At 43.4% G+C, this 17,509-nt stretch carries 17 protein-coding genes; 12 read left to right on the top strand and 5 right to left on the bottom strand.

Features of this window, described 5'->3' with window-relative positions:
• The coding region (locus V513_RS14050) for an Ig-like domain-containing protein (RefSeq protein WP_257211847.1) at positions 1–1,086 on the top strand (1,086 nt) is incomplete at its 5' end.
• Positions 1,087–1,462: 376 nt separating this feature from the next.
• Positions 1,463–2,557: a KamA family radical SAM protein gene (locus V513_RS00985; protein WP_099771297.1), complete on the top strand. Its 1,095-nt coding sequence runs from the start codon at positions 1,463–1,465 to the stop codon at positions 2,555–2,557.
• A 20-nt stretch (positions 2,558–2,577) separates the two neighbouring features.
• Here V513_RS00985 and V513_RS00980 read toward each other — a convergent pair whose 3' ends face one another.
• Complete coding sequence (locus tag V513_RS00980; protein ID WP_257211851.1) at positions 2,578–3,306, bottom strand: acyl-[acyl-carrier-protein] thioesterase; 729 nt, start codon at positions 3,304–3,306, stop codon at positions 2,578–2,580.
• Between the two features lie 97 nt (positions 3,307–3,403).
• Between V513_RS00980 and V513_RS00975 the strand changes: the two genes are divergently transcribed.
• Positions 3,404–3,628, top strand: a complete 225-nt coding sequence (locus V513_RS00975; protein WP_099771295.1) for a DUF3795 domain-containing protein — start codon at positions 3,404–3,406, stop codon at positions 3,626–3,628.
• A 511-nt stretch (positions 3,629–4,139) separates the two neighbouring features.
• On the top strand, positions 4,140–5,177 hold the full coding sequence (ltaE, locus tag V513_RS00970; RefSeq protein WP_014731550.1) for a low-specificity L-threonine aldolase: 1,038 nt from the start codon (positions 4,140–4,142) through the stop codon (positions 5,175–5,177).
• Here ltaE and V513_RS00965 read toward each other — a convergent pair.
• Positions 5,155–5,814 (bottom strand): HAD family hydrolase, encoded by a 660-nt coding sequence (locus V513_RS00965; RefSeq protein ID WP_014731549.1) that lies wholly within the window; start codon positions 5,812–5,814, stop codon positions 5,155–5,157. The genes ltaE and V513_RS00965 overlap by 23 nt on opposite strands.
• A gap of 129 nt (positions 5,815–5,943) precedes the next feature.
• Between V513_RS00965 and V513_RS00960 the strand changes: the two genes are divergently transcribed.
• From V513_RS00960 to V513_RS00935, 5 genes are all read left to right on the top strand, one after another.
• Entirely contained in the window at positions 5,944–6,621 is a 678-nt protein-coding gene (locus V513_RS00960) for a hypothetical protein (protein WP_099771294.1), read from the top strand.
• Between the two features lie 528 nt (positions 6,622–7,149).
• On the top strand, positions 7,150–7,341 hold the full coding sequence (locus tag V513_RS00950; protein WP_099771293.1) for a PhoPQ-activated protein PqaA family protein: 192 nt from the start codon (positions 7,150–7,152) through the stop codon (positions 7,339–7,341).
• A 172-nt stretch (positions 7,342–7,513) separates the two neighbouring features.
• Positions 7,514–7,858, top strand: a complete 345-nt coding sequence (locus V513_RS00945) for a hypothetical protein (protein ID WP_099771292.1) — start codon at positions 7,514–7,516, stop codon at positions 7,856–7,858.
• 99 nt (positions 7,859–7,957) lie between these two features.
• Positions 7,958–8,308 (top strand): ArsR/SmtB family transcription factor, encoded by a 351-nt coding sequence (locus tag V513_RS00940; protein WP_014731547.1) that lies wholly within the window; start codon positions 7,958–7,960, stop codon positions 8,306–8,308.
• Position 8,309: 1 nt separating this feature from the next.
• The gene (locus tag V513_RS00935; protein WP_099771291.1) at positions 8,310–10,358 is read left to right on the top strand and encodes a heavy metal translocating P-type ATPase; all 2,049 of its coding nucleotides are present in this window, start codon (positions 8,310–8,312) and stop codon (positions 10,356–10,358) included.
• Positions 10,359–10,469: 111 nt separating this feature from the next.
• Here the strand turns inward: V513_RS00935 and V513_RS00930 are convergent, their stop codons facing one another.
• From V513_RS00930 to V513_RS00920, 3 genes are read right to left on the bottom strand one after another with little or no spacing between them, the layout of a single operon-like run.
• Complete coding sequence (locus V513_RS00930; protein ID WP_014731545.1) at positions 10,470–11,135, bottom strand: nitroreductase family protein; 666 nt, start codon at positions 11,133–11,135, stop codon at positions 10,470–10,472.
• Positions 11,136–11,152: 17 nt separating this feature from the next.
• Complete coding sequence (locus V513_RS00925; protein WP_099771290.1) at positions 11,153–12,427, bottom strand: metallopeptidase TldD-related protein; 1,275 nt, start codon at positions 12,425–12,427, stop codon at positions 11,153–11,155.
• Positions 12,427–13,857, bottom strand: coding sequence for a TldD/PmbA family protein (locus V513_RS00920; protein ID WP_099771289.1), 1,431 nt, complete (start codon positions 13,855–13,857; stop codon positions 12,427–12,429). Before V513_RS00920 ends, V513_RS00925 begins: the two co-directional genes overlap by 1 nt.
• Before the next feature lie 259 nt (positions 13,858–14,116).
• On the opposite strand from V513_RS00920, the gene V513_RS00915 reads away from it, so the two are divergent.
• The 3 genes from V513_RS00915 to V513_RS00905 all read left to right on the top strand — a co-directional run bounded on the left by V513_RS00915 (position 14,117) and on the right by V513_RS00905 (position 17,453).
• Positions 14,117–14,866, top strand: coding sequence for an ABC transporter ATP-binding protein (locus V513_RS00915; RefSeq protein WP_099771288.1), 750 nt, complete (start codon positions 14,117–14,119; stop codon positions 14,864–14,866).
• Positions 14,859–16,046: an ABC transporter permease gene (locus V513_RS00910; RefSeq protein WP_099771287.1), complete on the top strand. Its 1,188-nt coding sequence runs from the start codon at positions 14,859–14,861 to the stop codon at positions 16,044–16,046. The genes V513_RS00915 and V513_RS00910 overlap by 8 nt, the downstream gene beginning before the upstream one ends.
• Before the next feature lie 126 nt (positions 16,047–16,172).
• Positions 16,173–17,453 (top strand): alpha/beta hydrolase, encoded by a 1,281-nt coding sequence (locus V513_RS00905; RefSeq protein WP_099771286.1) that lies wholly within the window; start codon positions 16,173–16,175, stop codon positions 17,451–17,453.
• Positions 17,454–17,509 lie beyond the last annotated feature (56 nt).

Here is a 17,509-nt window from a genome sequence, read left to right as displayed (position 1 = left end):
GTAATAGATGTCAACAGACCTCCTCAAATATCTATTCCCGATCAATCGGTGAAAGAGGGAGAGCAGTTGAAAATATACCTGAAGGGTTTCATTTTCGATCCCGATGGAGATGAGGTCACCTTCGAAATCGCAGACGGACCGGGCTTCATTGAGGATGACCATTATCTATTCACTCCTGACTTCGATTCCGAAGGAATACATGAAGTGACACTAACGGCAAAAGATAATAAAGGACTTGAAAGCGTAGGGTTCTTCAAAGTCACGGTAGAAAACGTAAACAGATCGCCCGTAACGTTATCACCCTCGATAAACACCAGCATCATGGAAAGTTTCACTCTTGACCTCGATCTGGGAAGTCTTTTCGTTGACCCTGACGGAGATGATCTTCAATTCGAATTACAGGGGATCGGGAGCATATCAGCCAATAGTTACATTTACACTCCCGGGTTTAATGACAGCGGTGAGAAGACAGCCACAGTCACAGCCATAGACTCTAATGGCTCAAGCCAGAGTCTTCCAATCAGAATCGAAGTAAGAAATCTGAACAGGCCACCGGACGTTTTTTTGCCAGATTGCATCGCGGAGTCTGGAAAGGAGTTCTCTTTGTACCTTCGGGCATTCGCAACTGATCCAGATGGCGACGCCCTCAGATTCAACCTGATTTCTGGTCCGGGTGAAGTCGTGGGAGATAGATACTTTTTCCTTCCGGAAAGAGCCGACATCGGAGAAAGAGAGGTAATTCTAGAAGTCTCAGATGAACTAGGTATGAAGACGAAAAAGGGATTTAGACTTGAAGTCATAGCGTCAGAAAAGGTTGTAAGGGTATCATATGCGCTTCCTTTATTTAGTTCGGAAAACGTTAGGATTGTTGCCGGTGAGTATGAAATCGTATCCGACCGAAAACAGGCTGTTATCAAAACCAACTGGGAATTCAGTTTCGATGAGATTCGGTTCTATTCGATCAACGAATCTGAAGAAACATTAATCGGAACGGCGATATTCGATTCTACAGACGATTCACTGAACAGAAAGATCTACTCTCCCTCCGGAGATTATGTGGGAAATATCATACTAGTGACCGAATAACTGCAACGCTAGATTTTGTCTATTCGCCCCTCCAAGAAGAGGGGCTTTTCTGTTTACCAAATACCCTATGTGAGTATACTTCTGTGAAGCATATTTGAAAAGCAACTCAGAGAGTCTAACTGCATCATTTTTATCAGAGTTTTGAGTATGCTATAATTAATTATTGTTAGTGCCTGCATGATTGCTTGTATTTGCGCGATGCCGGCTTACTCGTTTGATTCAGATCAAATATCGATTTGCGAACAAGTGAAGATTCACTAGAAGGGATCAATGTCGATTACCATTGCGGGCAGTCTCTGCCAAAGGCCTCTTCGGATTGATCGAATACAGGCTTCGTATGTTTTTAGTCTGTATATTAAACAAAGGAGTGATAGATTTGCAGAAACCAACATATCTTACTAGTGTAGAGAAGATCGAAGAGCTAAATGATGAACAGATAACTGAAATGAAGAAGGTGACCGATGTTTACCCCTTCAGAGCCAATGATTACTATCTGGGGCTCATTAACTGGAACGATCCGCACGATCCTATAAAGAGAATTATCCTTCCCGACTTCGAAGAACTCGATGAGTGGGGGGATCTGGATGCTTCTCAGGAGCATATATACACCGTTGCTCCCGGTATGGAGCATAAGTACAAAGACACCGCCTTGCTTCTTGTCTCAAAGGTTTGCGGAAGCTTCTGCAGATTCTGTTTCAGGAAGAGACTGTTCTCCACAGAAAACAAAGAAGTGGTAAATGACGTTACTCTTGGTGTTGAGTACATTCGAAAGCACAAGGAAATCACGAACGTACTTCTCACCGGTGGGGACTCTCTAATACTATCTACAGAAAAACTGGGAGATATTGTTCGACAGTTGAGGGAGATTGACCATGTTGGCATAATAAGATTTGGAAGCAAAATGGTTGCTTTTAACCCCTACAGAATTATTAACGATCCAGATTTGCCAGATATGGTTAAGAAATACAGCACCCCAAAGAAAAGGATATATATAATGGCACATTTCAATCATCCTAGAGAGCTAACCGATGAAGCAATAAGAGGTCTGAACATTCTGAGAGATGCTGGTGCAGTTATATGCAATCAGACGCCAATGATCCGCGGCGTGAATGACAGTGTCGACGTAATGACAGAACTATTCAGGAAACTTTCATTTATTGGAATTCCGCCTTACTATGTCTTTCAGTGTAGACCCACAAAGGGAAATCACACTTATGCAGTGCCGGCCGAGAAAGGTTATGAGATTTTCAAGAAGTCCATAGACGCAGTTTCAGGTTTGGCAAAGAGGGCTAGATTCGTAATGTCGCACGCAACCGGCAAAATCGAATATGTCGGTCTGGATGAGAAGAAGATATACATGAAATACCATAGAGCGGCTGATCCAAAACGGTACGATCTCTTTATGGCTTTCGACAGGAATCCCGATGCCTATTGGTTGGATGATTATGTAGATCCAGACTCACTTGTATAGTAGGCGGCTTCAGCAGCCCTTCACTTCCATTCAGTTCTGGCAAGGGAAAGTACCCTTCCAGAACTGATTATTTTGTGTTTACCTTCAGCAAAGTCGGCTCCGTTCTCAAATACACTCTCTACCGAAATTACATCGCCCTTTCTAGATTCGCGTTTGTACTCGATTGTAAGTCTCCTCAAGAATCTCTTCACAAACTCGCTGGGAACTGTCTCCATAATCCATCTAACATATGCCACGTTGTTAGAATGCCCGTTTGTATCCAGGTCCGAATTGCTTACTATAAAGGTGATCTCTTCACCAGAAGATTCATTTTCGTTGACCTTTGGAAAAGAAAGAGGTTCGTGGAAATCACTGTCAATACCATATAATTCGTAGAACTGGTCTCCGATCCTTATTGGTCTTCGCTTCCTCTGGTCAATCAGAATCCATTGAGAATTCGCGTCGACAATGACATTACCTGAACAATCAAATATCTCGAAACGCCTATATGCATAAAATCTATCCATTGAATAAGGAATAGTCTGAACAACCACGTTTTCCAAATAATCAGGATACCTGTTCACTTTGACATCCCAACGAAGAAGAAGCCAAGCGTATTCGCCCTTGCTCATGATGTCAACTCCGTGACCCATCTCCACAGTCTGAAGAGTCACTACGTCATTGAAATAATCCATTAGTGAAGAAATTGAAGCCTTCCACTGACAATCCAGTTCGTAGTATCTGACTCTGTAAACTTCTTTGGTAATCACAGGTTTCAAAGCTCTACCTCCAAAGATATGGCAGTTCAATCAATAATGCTATGTTCTAAAGACGAGCAAACACCTTAGTTGATTGGAGACCTGGTGCATGACAATGATAGCATTCTGCGGGATAGGCTGCACTCAGTGCGATACATACAGGGTCATTATTGCTGATGATAATTCACTAAGAAGAGAGACTGCAAATGGGTGGTCGAAGGATTTTGGTTTTTTGATTTTGGCGACCAACATCAGCTGCAGCGGGTGCACATTTAAACTCTGTTGTGAAGAGAAGGGAATCTCACAAACTGCGGGGGTTGCGAAAAGTATCTGAAAGAAACGCTGGAAAGATTTTTGAAATCCCTGCCAAATGCTAGAAGAAGATTGGACTCCATACACGAGAAATGTTACCGTATCTCGGAGTAAAGCACAATAACAAGCAACTTATCCTCGCAGTCACTTATACAACAAATGTCCTGATGTATCTCCTTACTGATAAGATATTTTTTAAAGTGTAACATTGATATACTGCATCTGGTTACCGCTCGCTCCATAAATAACAACCCATAGTATTCATGAGATGTGGCATCCGGTGTGTTAATGTTAATGTTTATTTTAACAGGTAATCTATAGGTAATGCACACTGCATATTTTCGCCCTATTTTCACAAAGCAATATTCATACAAACAAACTAGAATAAATATAGTTTATAACCCCCCTATCCCCCTTAGATAGGAACCCCATATAGTCCGGATCATTAGATCCGGCTTTTTTTATTCTTGTTATTCTTGATAGTAATTCTGGTTTATAATTGTTTTCATAACTTACCTTATGGAGGTGCTGTCTTGAAGTGGATAGATATTAGAAGTGATACAGTTACGGTCCCCGGTGAAGAAATGAGGCGGGTTATGGCCAGCGCAGAGGTAGGAGACGATGTGTACGGAGACGATCCGACAGTCAACAGACTTGAAGAGATGTCAGCAGACATCTTGAAGAAGGAAGCCGCCCTTTTCGTTCCTTCAGGAACATTCGGGAATCAACTTTCAATCCTCACACACACTCTAAGGGGAGATGAGGTGATTATTCCAGCGTCCAATCACATCATTGTCCACGAGGCCGGAGCTTCTGCAGTGATAGCGGGAGTTCAGATGAGAACTCTTGACTGTGATGATGGCAAACCTTCAGCCGAAAGAATCAGAAGTGCCATCAGATCTGAGGATCTTCATTATCCGAGAACCGGATTAATCTGTCTGGAAAATGCCCACTCCAGCGGACGAATCCTCCCCATGAATTACATCAGGGAGATCTACGAACTGGCTTCAGCACAGAAAGTCCCCCTGCATCTTGATGGTGCAAGAATATTCAACGCTGCTATTGCCGAAGGGGTTAGCCCCGCAGAAATTGCCTCTTGTTCCGACTCGGTTATGTTTTGCCTCTCGAAGGGACTCGGTGCACCGATAGGGTCAATGCTGGTAGGTAAACGAGAATTCATAGCCAAGGCACGAAAGGGAAGAAAGATCATGGGAGGAGCTATGCGCCAGGCAGGTATTATTGCTGCCGCCGGAGTATTCGCACTCGAGAGAATGATCGATCGTCTTCAAATAGACCACGACAATGCTAAATACCTGGCTGAAGGGCTTTCAAAATTACCAAAAATCGAAGTCTTCTTTGATCGTCTCGACATAAACATGGTTTTCTTCAGAATCACCGGTAAAGCAAGTTCAAAGTTTATCGTTGAAACTCTTCACGATAAGGGAATAAAGATAAATCCGCCTGAAGCTGGCGAATGGCGATTCGTAACCAATCTAAACGTTACCAGAGAAGATCTCGATATAGTTCTTGAGGAATTCGAAGGTGCTCTTACAAGGACTCTAGCAAGCTAGGCAGTTCTTCCAAGCTTTCGATTCTTGGTGCGTAGTCTAAGTAAGATCTTGACCGATCGATAAGAATTCCCTTAATTCCGGCTGCAGAAGCGCCAAGCATGTCTACTTGAATGCTGTCACCAACAAAAATGACGTGCCTCTTCTCGATTTCCATCATAGACAGTAGCTTCTCAAAGATAACTTCGCATGGTTTGTACGATCTTGCCGATTCCGAAGTCAGCAGAAAATGATGTGGAATTTTATTTCTTTTTACAACCTTCTCAGCAAAGGAATTATCGGCATTAGTTAGGATTGCAACGGAATACTTGTTTACGATCGCCCTTAGGATCCTTGCATCCGGATAGGCGCGGAACTTAGAGAAGGAATCGTACATGAAGTTACAGTAGGCTTCCATGTCTCCTGGCAAATCGTACTTGTCAATCAAATCGCTTATCAGAAGATAATAATAGTATCTCTCCGGCTGAAAGGGCATTTTATGACAGTCCTTGAAGTAGTGGCCGTAGAGATTCACAAAGTCTCTCTCTATTTCCGCCACTTCAGCTGACGACTCTTCTGCCATCTTGGAGCATACAGGTCTGAAGAGCCTCGCGTTACTGACAATGGTTCCAAACAAGTCAAATATGATTCCTCTAACCATCATGTCTCCATTTCATCTTCTAGATTTACTTTTCGAATTTTTGTATAATACTATTGCAATTCTAGCACCTTCGAATTCTGTTCTGCGATGTTCAGATGTCTCTCGTCTGGGCCACTGGAGGTGGCAAATGTGTCTAGGGAAATGAGGATTATGTGGCTGCACAATCGCTTGCTAAAGAATGATTTTGCGGCCATGAAAGACTACACTCAGAAGTTTGGCATCTCAGTCCGACAGGCCCATAGAGATTTCAAGTATCTGAGAGCAAATCTTGGAGCGCCCATGAAATACTCTAGGAAAAGAGGCGAGTACTTCTATTCCGAACCCTATCATTTGCCTTCTCTTTTCGAAGACAGCATGAAATTTCAACTAAGAACAGAATATCGAATAAGCTCAGTCTTTCTGAACGCGATAGCTAGTAAGAAAGCTGTGAAGATTTTTCAAAGAGCAGGCAAAGAATTCATTTTCTATCCCGCCTGTTTCGATGAAAGACGCGAGTTATTTTGTGGTCTTCAAGAGGATGGTAACGTCCGATTTGTCAGGCCAGACGAGATTGATAAGGTCATCTTTTCGAACAAGAGGTATTTGGAAGAACCAATGCTCTGGAACCGAATATTCCCGCGAGAAGCTGAATTCCACGAAGTAGACCTAGATTTTGGTGGCGATCGCCATAAATACCATTTCTTCGAGATAGGAGATTTGGTGATGTTCCTGGCTTCTGAGAACTCCTTCAAGGTTATTGGGCCGCAGGAGATCATTGACGAACTCAGAAAAGTTGCCGAAAATCTTCTGAAGACAATAGCTGACTGAGATGAGAGCAATTCCAGTTTTCTTGCTCTTGATTGTTGCGGCCTCTCTTTCATCGGTTACAGTGGATAGTTTTCTGAACTCCACTCAATTCCATCAACTATGGATAATGCAAATGTCAAGATTGTGGAGTCGCCTTCAGAGGGGCTTATCGAAATAGATACGTTAAACTTCGACTCGGTTGTATTGCAGAGGATTAAGTGGCTAAACGATCCGATGATCATAAAACCACCAAGGATAGAGTCAAAAGTTGCAGTGATGTTCATAACTGGTGACCACGGATACTCGTAGGAAGAGCTGGCATTATTCGGACTGCTGGCTTTGCAAATAGAGCTTACGTTGCCGTCCTATTCAACATCCCAAATCAACCACTTTTTGGCGGTCCCAAAGAGGACTGGTTACTTAGCTATTCTCTTGTAAGATGTCTTAAGAGTTGTGATTACACATGACCCGCCTTATTGCCCATGGTTCAAGCCACTATTGCTTCAATGAACATCATGAATGACTTTATAGGGAACAAGGGGGACGGAGTTGAAGGCTTCACTTTATCGGGGGGGCTCCAAGCGAGGTTGGACTACATGGCTAACTGCCCCGATGCACAAGAGAGTCAAAGGAATCGTTCCCACAGCCTTTGACAACCTCAATATTGCTGTACAGATGGAACACAAGCTTGACTTCTGGGGAGGCTTTTGTCACTCCATTGAGGAATATGTACAGAGATGAATCCTTGATGATCTAAATAATTCGGCATAACTAGATTTGCCAGAGTACATAGATCTTTCACATATCGATCTCAACTCGTAATTCCAAAGCAAATTGCTGTCGGAACGAATGATCCATATGGCCCATAGACTCAGCTAACTAATACATAGAAGAACTGCCCGGCTGTTCATCAATGGTCTATGCTCCAAAGGCAGGACATGGGGTCGAAGTCTTCAGAGTTTCTCAGGCGATAAGTTCAATGATTCATCACCTGAACACAGGTAAGCCTCTTTCTTCAATGAGTTATGTAGAAGAGCAATCAGAAGGAACGTTGAAGGTTAGAACCTTGATGGAAAAAGAAAATGCGAATCTAAAGGAACTGAGGCTATTCAGATCGTCTTCCCCGGATGGAGATTTTCGAAAGACAAGATTCGAATCGATCCATGTCAAAGAATGCAGTTCAAAAGAACTGACTCTCAAAGCCCAACCGCGTTTTATTTCGAAGGCGTTTTCAACTTTGGTGGAAAGGAGCTCTTGATATCGACATCCGCGAGAGTTATGGGCAGATGACTTGACTTGAGAAGAGAATGCAGTTACAATCAATTAGATGACCGTCTAATTGATTTGGAGACATCCTATGAGTGAACTTTGCCCGAGTAGAGAAATTCACGTCGACGTAGATAAATATAGACTGATAGCTAAGGAAGTTTCGGGTCTCTCGGATCTTTTTAAGGTTATCGCCGACGAGACGCGAACGAAAATAGTATTTCTTCTGTCTGAAACGGAACTGTGTACATGTGATCTTGCAGAGATTCTCCGGCTATCACTCCCAACGATTTCCCATCACCTAAAGCAACTGAAGTCTTACAGACTCGTGAAAAGCCGTAGGGAAGGTAAATCTGTTTTCTACTCCTTAGAAGACTTTCACGTTGTTGAGCTCATAAAACTTGCCAGAGAACATTTCCAGGAACTGTCGGAGGGCGATTAGAATGAAGAAATACAGAATAGAAGGACTTGATTGTCCTAAATGTGCAGCCAAACTGGAGGACCAGCTAAAGAGATCAGGAGTTGATGCAAGAATAGATTTCTCTTCTTCGACACTAATAATCGATGGTCAAACTTTCGAAGAAGTAGAAGAAGTTATTCACAAACACTCACCGGAGATAACGCTGTTGGAATCTCCGGACGTTGAGAAGGATTTACCCATCAAAGAACTTGTGAAACTTCTCTTCTCAGGAGTCCTTTTTTTCATTGCTTTGGTCTTTTCTCCCTTTATTCATGGGAATAATGAGTTGCTTGAATACGGCTTATTTGTAACTGCGTATCTTGTCGCTGGGGGAAACACCGTTTTAAAGGCTTTCAGAAATCTCTTCAAGGGGGACTTGTTCGACGAGAGTTTTCTTATGACCGTCGCTACTATGGGTGCATTTGCAATCCACGAATTGCCTGAAGCTGTTGCCGTGATGATCTTTTACAGTTTAGGAGAGCTTCTGGAGGCAATCGCCTTGAGAAAATCGAGAAGATCGGTGAAGGAACTGATAGATTTAAGGGCTGAAGAAGTAAATCAGATCATTGACGGACAACTTCGGACTGTACCGGCAAGTCAGATCCAGCCGGGTGACAGATTTGTTGTCAAACCAGGAGAGAGAATTCCCATAGACGGTCTTGTTAACTCTGGAAGCACCTGGATAGATAAATCACTTCTCACAGGAGAAAGTAGTCCCGTACCTGTAAAAGAAGGCGATATAGTTCTTGCCGGAACCATAAACAAATCAGGTGTAATAGAAGTCACTGCATCCACAAATCTTCAGAAATCTTACACTAGCAGAATGCTGGAGTTAGTTGAAGAGGGAACTTCTAGAAAATCTAATAGGGAGCGGTTCATTACCAGGTTCTCGAAGCTGTACACTCCCACTGTGGTCTCCATTGCTACCGCAATAGCGGTATTTCCCCCTCTGCTGTTCGGAGGGGGATTCTCAGATTGGGTTCATAAGGCCTTGATCCTTCTTGTCATTTCCTGCCCTTGCGCATTAGTCATCTCTGTTCCCTTAAGCTATTTCGTCGGCATTGGAAAGGCCTCAAGAGAGGGAATATTATTCAAGGGGAGTAATTATCTGGAATCTCTTGGCAAGATTGATTCGATTTTCATAGACAAAACGGGAACATTGACCAAGGGAAAGCTAGAGATCTCTCAAATAGAGACTTCTGGCCGATATGACAAGAGAGAATTATTGGAATACGCGGCCCTGATGGAAAGCTACTCCACCCATCCAGTGGCAAGTTCGTTTAGAAGTTTTATCCCAGAGATTCCCGAAGACATGAAAATCTCTCACCACTCAGAAATCGCCGGGAAAGGTATCACAGCAGAAATCAACGACAAGAAAATGGGCATTGGCAACTCCTCTCTGCTAAAAGATCTCGGAGTTGATTATAAAGAGCGAGGCGAATCAGGAAAGATATTTCTTTCCATCGATGGCAGAGTAGAGGGAGTATTCACTCTGTCCGACGTTCTGAAGGTTGATTCTGCCGATGCCATCATCAAGCTTAGAGAACTCGGAATTCATGAGATAGTTATGCTCACGGGTGATAGTCATGATATTGCTGGTTCTATATCGTCCAAACTGAACCTTGACGGTCTGATTTCCGAAGCAACTCCTGAAGATAAGATGAGAGCAGTAGAAGACGCTATCAAAAGCGGGAAGCGTACTGCATTCGTCGGTGATGGTATTAATGATGCACCGGTAATTGCAAGGGCCGATGTTGGAATCGCTATGGGCTTCTCTGGAGCCGACGCAGCTATAGAGACGGCCGATGTTGTTCTTTCAGGCGAGTCTCTATCTAAAGTCGCAAGAGCTATAGAGATATCGAGATCTACGAACAGAAATGCCATCCAGAATATTACAGCAGCCCTCGGAGTGAAAATGGCATTTATCGCTCTAGGCGCGTTTGGCTTAATGAACATGTGGGGGGCAGTATTTGCCGATGTTGGGGTAACTTTGCTTGCGGTTCTGAACTCACTCAGAATGTTGAACAAATGAGGTACTGTGAGTCTTCAAAGCTCTTCCCGCATAAACCTCTCGGGGATGCTACCATCTCAATGTGCACATCAAGTCACTCCAAATGTAGAGGATCTGGTCTGGCATTAGGGATTACTTCATTATCACTCTGTAACGATCCCCGGCAGCCTTTTCTATAGAGACATTCTTAAAGAACTCTAAAGCAGTTATGTATGCATGTGAAAGAACAATTCCAAGATCTAACCAGTGACCTCCTCCAATCATGTTTGCCTTTGTCCAGATGTAAAGATCGCCTTCAAGAACACTGAATCTCCACGGCTGCCTGTTCATGGACGAAGGGGCTAGTCTACACGATTCAAGTATCTGAAGCAGTCTCTCGTCTTCGGGAACTGGTCCATCAATCAGAGCTCGAAGTTCCTTTCTCCTACCCATACCCGTAAGAATGTCGTTGATACTAACTTTCCCCTGGTCTTCCTTACCGATAATTATACCTGCCGGCGATCCCGCCTCTCTGATACCGGCATTCCAGCAACTACCAAAGCCCATTTTCGTCACTTCCAGGACAATAATCTCTCCCTGAAAGCCATACTCCACGAGACAGTTTGGCTTATTGGTACAAGGTGCATAGATCGCGGATGATCCTTTATTTAGATCCTTCAAGGCCCATTTCAGACGCAAGGAATGGAGAGTGGGAATAACTTCAAAAAAATCGACAAGCCTTTCCCGCTCCTCAGAAGAGAGTCCATATGGAAGGAACTTTCTAGTCGAATGTCTCATCTTTATTGTCTCGATTATCATATGAACCTCCAGAAACCCTATTCTCCCGAGATCTTCATTCCTTTCATCATCAGCGAAACAGGCCCGTAGTAGTCTCCATTTAGCTCTGTCTCTCTAGAGAGATAAAGAGAATCAAGACTCTTCAAATTTCCTGTCACAGAACCCCCAGTAACGGGAATTCTCTTTGAACCATCGAAATACCATCCGAGTCGGATTTCTCCACCGAAATCTCCTGTCGTCTCATCGACATCCACTGCAGAAAAATGTGTGACTTCTAAATGAGATTCTTTTCTCATCTCTTCAACACTGAGACTTCCTTCTCCGACAGAGAAGTTCATTGCAGCGCCAGTAGGTTCGATTCCTATGTAATAAGAGTATCTTATGTCACCCCAGAAACTATTCAAGATACCGTTCTCAATTACCTTCCTTTTCTTCATAAGAAGACCATCATTATCGAATGGAAGGCTGTAGTATGAACCCTCCAGTTCAGGTACAACCTCTACTGTTATTCTGTCCCCTGCTTCCTCAGACTGAACAGAGTTACCAAGCTCGGCTTCAGAAATTTTGTCGTACTTGAGATGGGCATTAGACTGCATCAAGTAATACCTCAATGCCTCTTTAGCAGGTTCTCCTGTAAGTATTACCGGAACTCCTTTAACTGCGGGAGTGGCAGTAGCATTAGCTCTCTCACGGACCATTTCCAGCAGTCTTGAAATTCTCATACTAATCCGCTCGTGATCAGGAACTGATAGGAGAAGTTGATCATAAAGCTCCACTTCTTCTCTACCTGATGAGCTCACTATGCTTTCTATATAGGTTCTGTATTTCGAAAGTGAGACATCTACTCCCTCGGAACTGAGAATTCTGTCCCTGTTTTTTATGACGAAAATCTCGACGGAGTTCAACCAGGAATTTACGGGTTTCGATTGAGAGAACACTGCCCCAACTGCCTCGCTTGCTAGTTCGGATAACTCATACTCCTCTGAACAAAATTTTCTCGAAAGGGCTGGAGCTAATGGATACCAGGAATTCTTGACAAACCCGGCAGCGAAGAATGCCTCTTCAATTGCTTTACTGATTTCAGCATCTTCCATCCCCGGGCTAATGTAGAATACAGAACTACCCCTGTATTTCTCGTTCTTATCTTCGAAATCCTTATACAGGGTAACCTCGTACTTACTTACCTTCTTGGATCTTCCGAGGTCAACCTTGTCCTTAACAAAAAAGTATTCCTCACTTTCGACGTTTTCTTCCTTGATCTTCCATCCACTTATCGCAACCGACTTAAGCTGTCTAGAAATCTTATCTATCATTATCCCAACCTCGCTTTCGCTTTTATGTATGGACCACCAGCAGAGACTTTAACGAACTCTTTGTGTCCCTTGCCACAGGCTCCGGTGCCAGAAAGTCTGAAATCCTTTGACACCATTGAAATCGACTTAAGCAGAGTTGGAACATATCCCGTCATCATAACCGGTGATACGATTCTTCCTGTCAGCTTTCCCTTTACGATTTCTCTACCATAAGCTATGACACATTGGATACCCCAGTTCTTGGGATCTTCCATTCCACTATAATAATCTTCGAGAAGAAATCCATAATCTATCGAAGTTATCATTTCCACCAGATCATCCTTCCCTGGCGAGAAGTAAGTATTGGTCATTCGAGCATACGCCTTCCTCTCAAAGGACTGCCTCTTTCCGTTTCCCGTTGGCTCAGTTCCAAGAATGGATGCTGAGATCACATCAGATATTCCCGTTAAAAGAATCCCCCTATCAATTATCACAGTATCTTTTGCTTCGCATCCCTCATCGTCAAAAGCGTAGGAAGACACTTCTCTTACACCAGCCGCGCCATCATGCATAGTAACTAACTCAGACGCAACCTGTTTCCCCAAATACTCGACAGCCTTTGCGCGTTCCTTCACAAACATATCCATTTCCACTCCATGGCCAAAAGCTTCGTGAGCAATGAGTCCAGCTACGTCGGGGGAGCATATAACGTCGTAAGTACCGGGATTTATTCGTTCCGCAGAGAGCAGCATTCTTGCGTTTTCTACAACTTTCTCCACATACTCATCCATTTCATCTAGAATCTCTGCTCCCTTGAGACCTGAAAATCCCTTCATGCTGTACTTTGTCATCTTTCCCCTTCTCGTAACAACATACAAGTATCCCTGCGACCATATGTAAGATTGAAAGAGGTCTTTCTTACTTGATATGAAGAGCTTGCTCACCTGTACGTTCTCCATTAAAGTCATTACGTTTATTACTTCCACAGATAATGAATGAGCCTTACCTTTTAGGTTGGATAATCTGCCCAAGATCTCTTCGGCCGACAGCATACCCGGCAGGATCTTAACTTCGTCGTTGAAACTGAGTTTCCATTCCTTCTCCTCTGGAATCGGTGTCTTTGCCGCCTCAAGATTGTTCTTAACCATGGCCTTTCTGAAAACGGCGACTCTCTTCTTCACAAGCTCAACAATTCCATTAAGAGATTCACTATCTATTTCATTGAAAGAAAATTCAAAATAGCCTGTTCCATCATGAACTCTCAGAACAAAGCCCCTTTCTGACCATCTGGAATCGTTGACGCTTATCCCAGTAGTAGTTACCTGGAATAACTTTCCCTTCACATCGGTACCCAGAATAGAAACGTAGGGGAAATCATTCTCCAAAATTGAAACAAGATTCCGCAACAAGTCACGTCTATCGTCTAGATACTTTGAACTGGCTACCTTCATTTAGAACCTCCCATTATCAAAGGGTTATTTTTCATACTAAGAACTACTGTAGCATCGCATGGAAGCAAATCGATACCCTTGACTTCCAATATTATACTATAATTCATCTTAAAATGAAATAAATGAATCTAACACTCAATATAATTGATAATTATTTCTTCAATTATGAAATAATTTTTCTGATATCTTCACTACTAAACTCTAATGTAACATACCAGTGTTATTCTTCATTAAGAAAGATAGCTGGAGGTTAGGATAAATGGTAAAGGTTGAGAGAGTCACGAAGACCTTCGAGAATCGAAGGAAAAAAGTAACCGCTGTAGATTCACTCAGTTTTGTCGCAGAACCAGGTAGCATATACGGACTACTGGGTCCCAATGGAGCGGGAAAGACCACAACACTAAGAATCATTTCCACTCTCCTTAAGCCCGATAGCGGAAGAGCAACCGTTATGGGGTTTGATTCTGTAGATGCCCCCACAGAAGTGAGGAGGAGAATTGGATTCCTGACGAGCGACATGAAGCTATCGGGTAATCTCACCCCAAGAGAGCTTCTTCGATTCTATGGAGAACTAAGCCATATGCGAGAATCTGATATTTCTGAGCGGACGAAATTTCTTTCTGACTATCTGAACATGAATGATTTTCTCGACAAAAGAATCGGGAAGCTATCATCGGGAATGAAGCAAAAGGCTGCTATTGCAGTCAGCCTGATCCATGATCCCGAGGTAATCGTGTTTGATGAGCCGACCAATGGTCTAGATATTATTACAGCAAGAACCGTGACCGAATTTCTAAAGGACTATCGCAAGAAGGGAAAGACAATAATTATCTCCACACATATCATGTCCGTGGCCGAGAAGCTTTGCAACAAGGTGGGAATAATCTTCAAAGGCAAGCTGGTCGCCGATGACACTCTTGGGGGACTTTACAGAAGATTCGATGAGTCCAGTCTGGAGGATGTCTTCTTCAAGATCGCCGATTTGGAAGGGGTGACTGAGAGTGTTTAGAGACGCCCTAATAATCTTCCGCAAAGAATTAAAGAATGTGTTCAAAGATCCTAGAACAATATTCGCGGTACTAATACTGCCGATGTTGATTATGCCTATAATCTTCCTGGTTATGAACGCCGTATCTCAATCACAGGCAAAAACTTATGAAAACGCCGTTTACAGTCTGAAGGTGACCAACCTGCCCGACGAAAGATTCTTGAAGATTCTCGAAGGAATGATCTCCTTCGAGCTCGTAGATGAACTAAACGAAGAGACGGTAAAGGACTTCGAAAACTCGATAGTGGTTGAGTTTCCTCCAAATTCAGCTGAGAGAATTGAAAACGGAGAAAGAATTGATGCCCTCGTCTTTTACAACTCTACTTCGAGAGGATCGGCGTATGGAGCACAAATGGTTCAGAACGCTCTGGCTTCTTATTCTTCGTTTCTCTTATCGGAGAAGCTCTTGGAACACGGTTTAACCATCGAAGACCTCAACCCTGTTAATGTAGAGAAAATGGATGTTGCTCCCGAGGAATCTCAGGGAACGGAAATGCTCGCGACACTGATCCCATATTTTCTACTTATCTATATCTTTGCCGGAGCAATGAACATTGGGCTAGATACAACCGCTGGCGAAAAGGAAAGAGGAAGCATGCCTGTGCTCTTGGTGAATCAGGTTTCTAGATCATCGATCGCAACGGGCAAGATTCTCTACGTAATGACCATAGCGATTCTGAACAGCATTTTCACTTTCATAGGATTGATAATTGCCTTCAAATTAGGAGGCCCGGCATTTGGGGCAGAGAATCTAAATTTATCATCTCTTTCGGCCTCGACTCTTGTGGGTCTTTTCATTACACTGCTTACCATGTCGGGAGTTGCCGCCGCTCTGATCGTTCTTCTGGGTTCCATTGCAAGAAACGTAAAGGAAGGAAGCGGATACGTGATGCCGATATATATCATGGCTATTGTCCTCGGAATAGCAACGATGCAGATGGAATCGCCAGATAATCCGCTGCTTTATCTTATCCCTCTGGTAAATTCAATCTTCGTAATGAAGGATATTATCACCGTCAATTTCGTAATTGCTAGATTTCTGCTTATGCTAATCAGTAATCTGGCATACGTTTCGATTTTCATTTACTTTCTTACAAGGGTTTTCAACAGTGAAAGGATAATGGATAGTTCCGGATCATGAAAGGTTCAAGATAAACTCGAGTGTAATGCCATTGTAGAGCCGAGGCTCTCCAACTCTTTCTCCATTCAAGGCAAAGTGAGTTATCATTGAGATAGAACGTTAATAATTGTAATGGGAGAAATCCGGTTGAAGAGAATCTTTTCGATTGGCGCTTTTATATTTCTGATTATTGCTACGCTTTTTGGATCTGAGGTACTTGCTGACAGGTACCTTCAGCTTTTATTGCGAGGCAATTACCATCTCGCTTACGAGATGCAAAGCGTTAGAGCCAGAGCTCTCTATACCGTCGATAACATGGTGCAGGAGTTTCAGCAGTTAGAAGAGGAGTATGGCAATTATCTGTTCATCTTCTCCACCGAAACAAGTGTATTGAGAGGCTACACGGTATATATCTTCCACGCTCAGTTTGAGAGAGGATTCATTGACTTCAACGTGGTGGTAGATGATCAGGGCAAAATCGATACATTTGTGGTCCAACCGACGTCACAGCCGGGTGCAATAGCTGAATATATAGATACTAGCAAGTTCGATGAATTTGAGATCACTATAGGTGAGGGAAGATACCGTCTCCCAGCAGTAATAACGGTCCCCAAGGAGATAGACAGGTACCCGCTTGTCATTCTGATTCACGATTCCGGAGCTCTTGACAGAGATTCGACAATAGGTCCCAACAAACCCTTCAGACAGATTGCATGGGGCCTTGCGACCCAGGGCGTGGCCGTTCTTCGTTATGACAAGAGAACATTCGTGTTCGGAGAGCGCTTATCCCAGACTTCTCCAAGTATCGAGACGGAAGTAATAGAAGATGTAATCAAGGCTATAACTGCCGCTTCAAGAATTCCTTCGGTTTCTTCGATCTTTCTTGCCGGTCACGGACTTGGAGGAAGAGTTGCCCCCACCATAGCAATGAGAGATTCAAGAGTCGATGGAATAATTCTGATGGCTACTCCCTCTAGAAGAGAGCTCCAGGTAATAATTGACAAACAGAAGTACATTTCCTCGCTCAACAAGGGGGAGATTGGACAACAGACTCAGCTCCTAACAGATTATCTGCAGATCGCTTTGGAAGGGAAGCTACCTCCAGGAGCTCCCGTGCTTGCAGCGACAGCCGGTTACTATTATGAACTCGACAGGATGAGCCCAATAGAAACAATAAGGGAGCTGGAAATACCTGTGTTGATAGTGCAGGGTGACGCCGACTTTGAGTCGACCGTCCAGGATTACATAATGTTCATGAACGCACTCTGGACAAAAATCAATGTCTATTTCCAGTTGTTGCCCGGCCTCGATCATTACTTCATGCCTGTAGAGGGTGAGATATCAACGCCTGACAACTACTATGAGTTCCGACATGTCGATGGTCGTCTCATAGATACCCTATTTTCATGGATCTATATTTTCGATTGAGAGATTTGCTCACAGCGGTTCGCAATTCAAGACGGGTCGAGAACTTCTTCAGAACA

It is taken from the genome of Mesotoga sp. H07.pep.5.3 (assembly GCF_002752615.1).
Taxonomy (GTDB): domain Bacteria; phylum Thermotogota; class Thermotogae; order Petrotogales; family Kosmotogaceae; genus Mesotoga; species Mesotoga prima.
The sequence above is the reverse complement of the archived record's forward strand: the minus strand, read 5'-3'. Positions and strand labels throughout refer to the sequence as shown.

Excerpts from the sequence above, each read along its gene's own strand:
- V513_RS00975 (WP_099771295.1), top strand. The coding sequence starts at position 3,404 with ATGACAATGATAGCATTCTGCGGGATAGGCTGCACTCAGTGCGATACA.
- V513_RS00935 (WP_099771291.1), top strand. The coding sequence starts at position 8,310 with ATGAAGAAATACAGAATAGAAGGACTTGATTGTCCTAAATGTGCAGCC.
- V513_RS00915 (WP_099771288.1), top strand. The coding sequence starts at position 14,117 with ATGGTAAAGGTTGAGAGAGTCACGAAGACCTTCGAGAATCGAAGGAAA.
- V513_RS00945 (WP_099771292.1), top strand. The coding sequence starts at position 7,514 with ATGGTCTATGCTCCAAAGGCAGGACATGGGGTCGAAGTCTTCAGAGTT.
- V513_RS00925 (WP_099771290.1), bottom strand. The coding sequence starts at position 12,427 with ATGATAGATAAGATTTCTAGACAGCTTAAGTCGGTTGCGATAAGTGGA.
- V513_RS00920 (WP_099771289.1), bottom strand. The coding sequence starts at position 13,857 with ATGAAGGTAGCCAGTTCAAAGTATCTAGACGATAGACGTGACTTGTTG.
- V513_RS00940 (WP_014731547.1), top strand. The coding sequence starts at position 7,958 with ATGAGTGAACTTTGCCCGAGTAGAGAAATTCACGTCGACGTAGATAAA.
- V513_RS00965 (WP_014731549.1), bottom strand. The coding sequence starts at position 5,814 with ATGGTTAGAGGAATCATATTTGACTTGTTTGGAACCATTGTCAGTAAC.
- V513_RS00930 (WP_014731545.1), bottom strand. The coding sequence starts at position 11,135 with ATGATAATCGAGACAATAAAGATGAGACATTCGACTAGAAAGTTCCTT.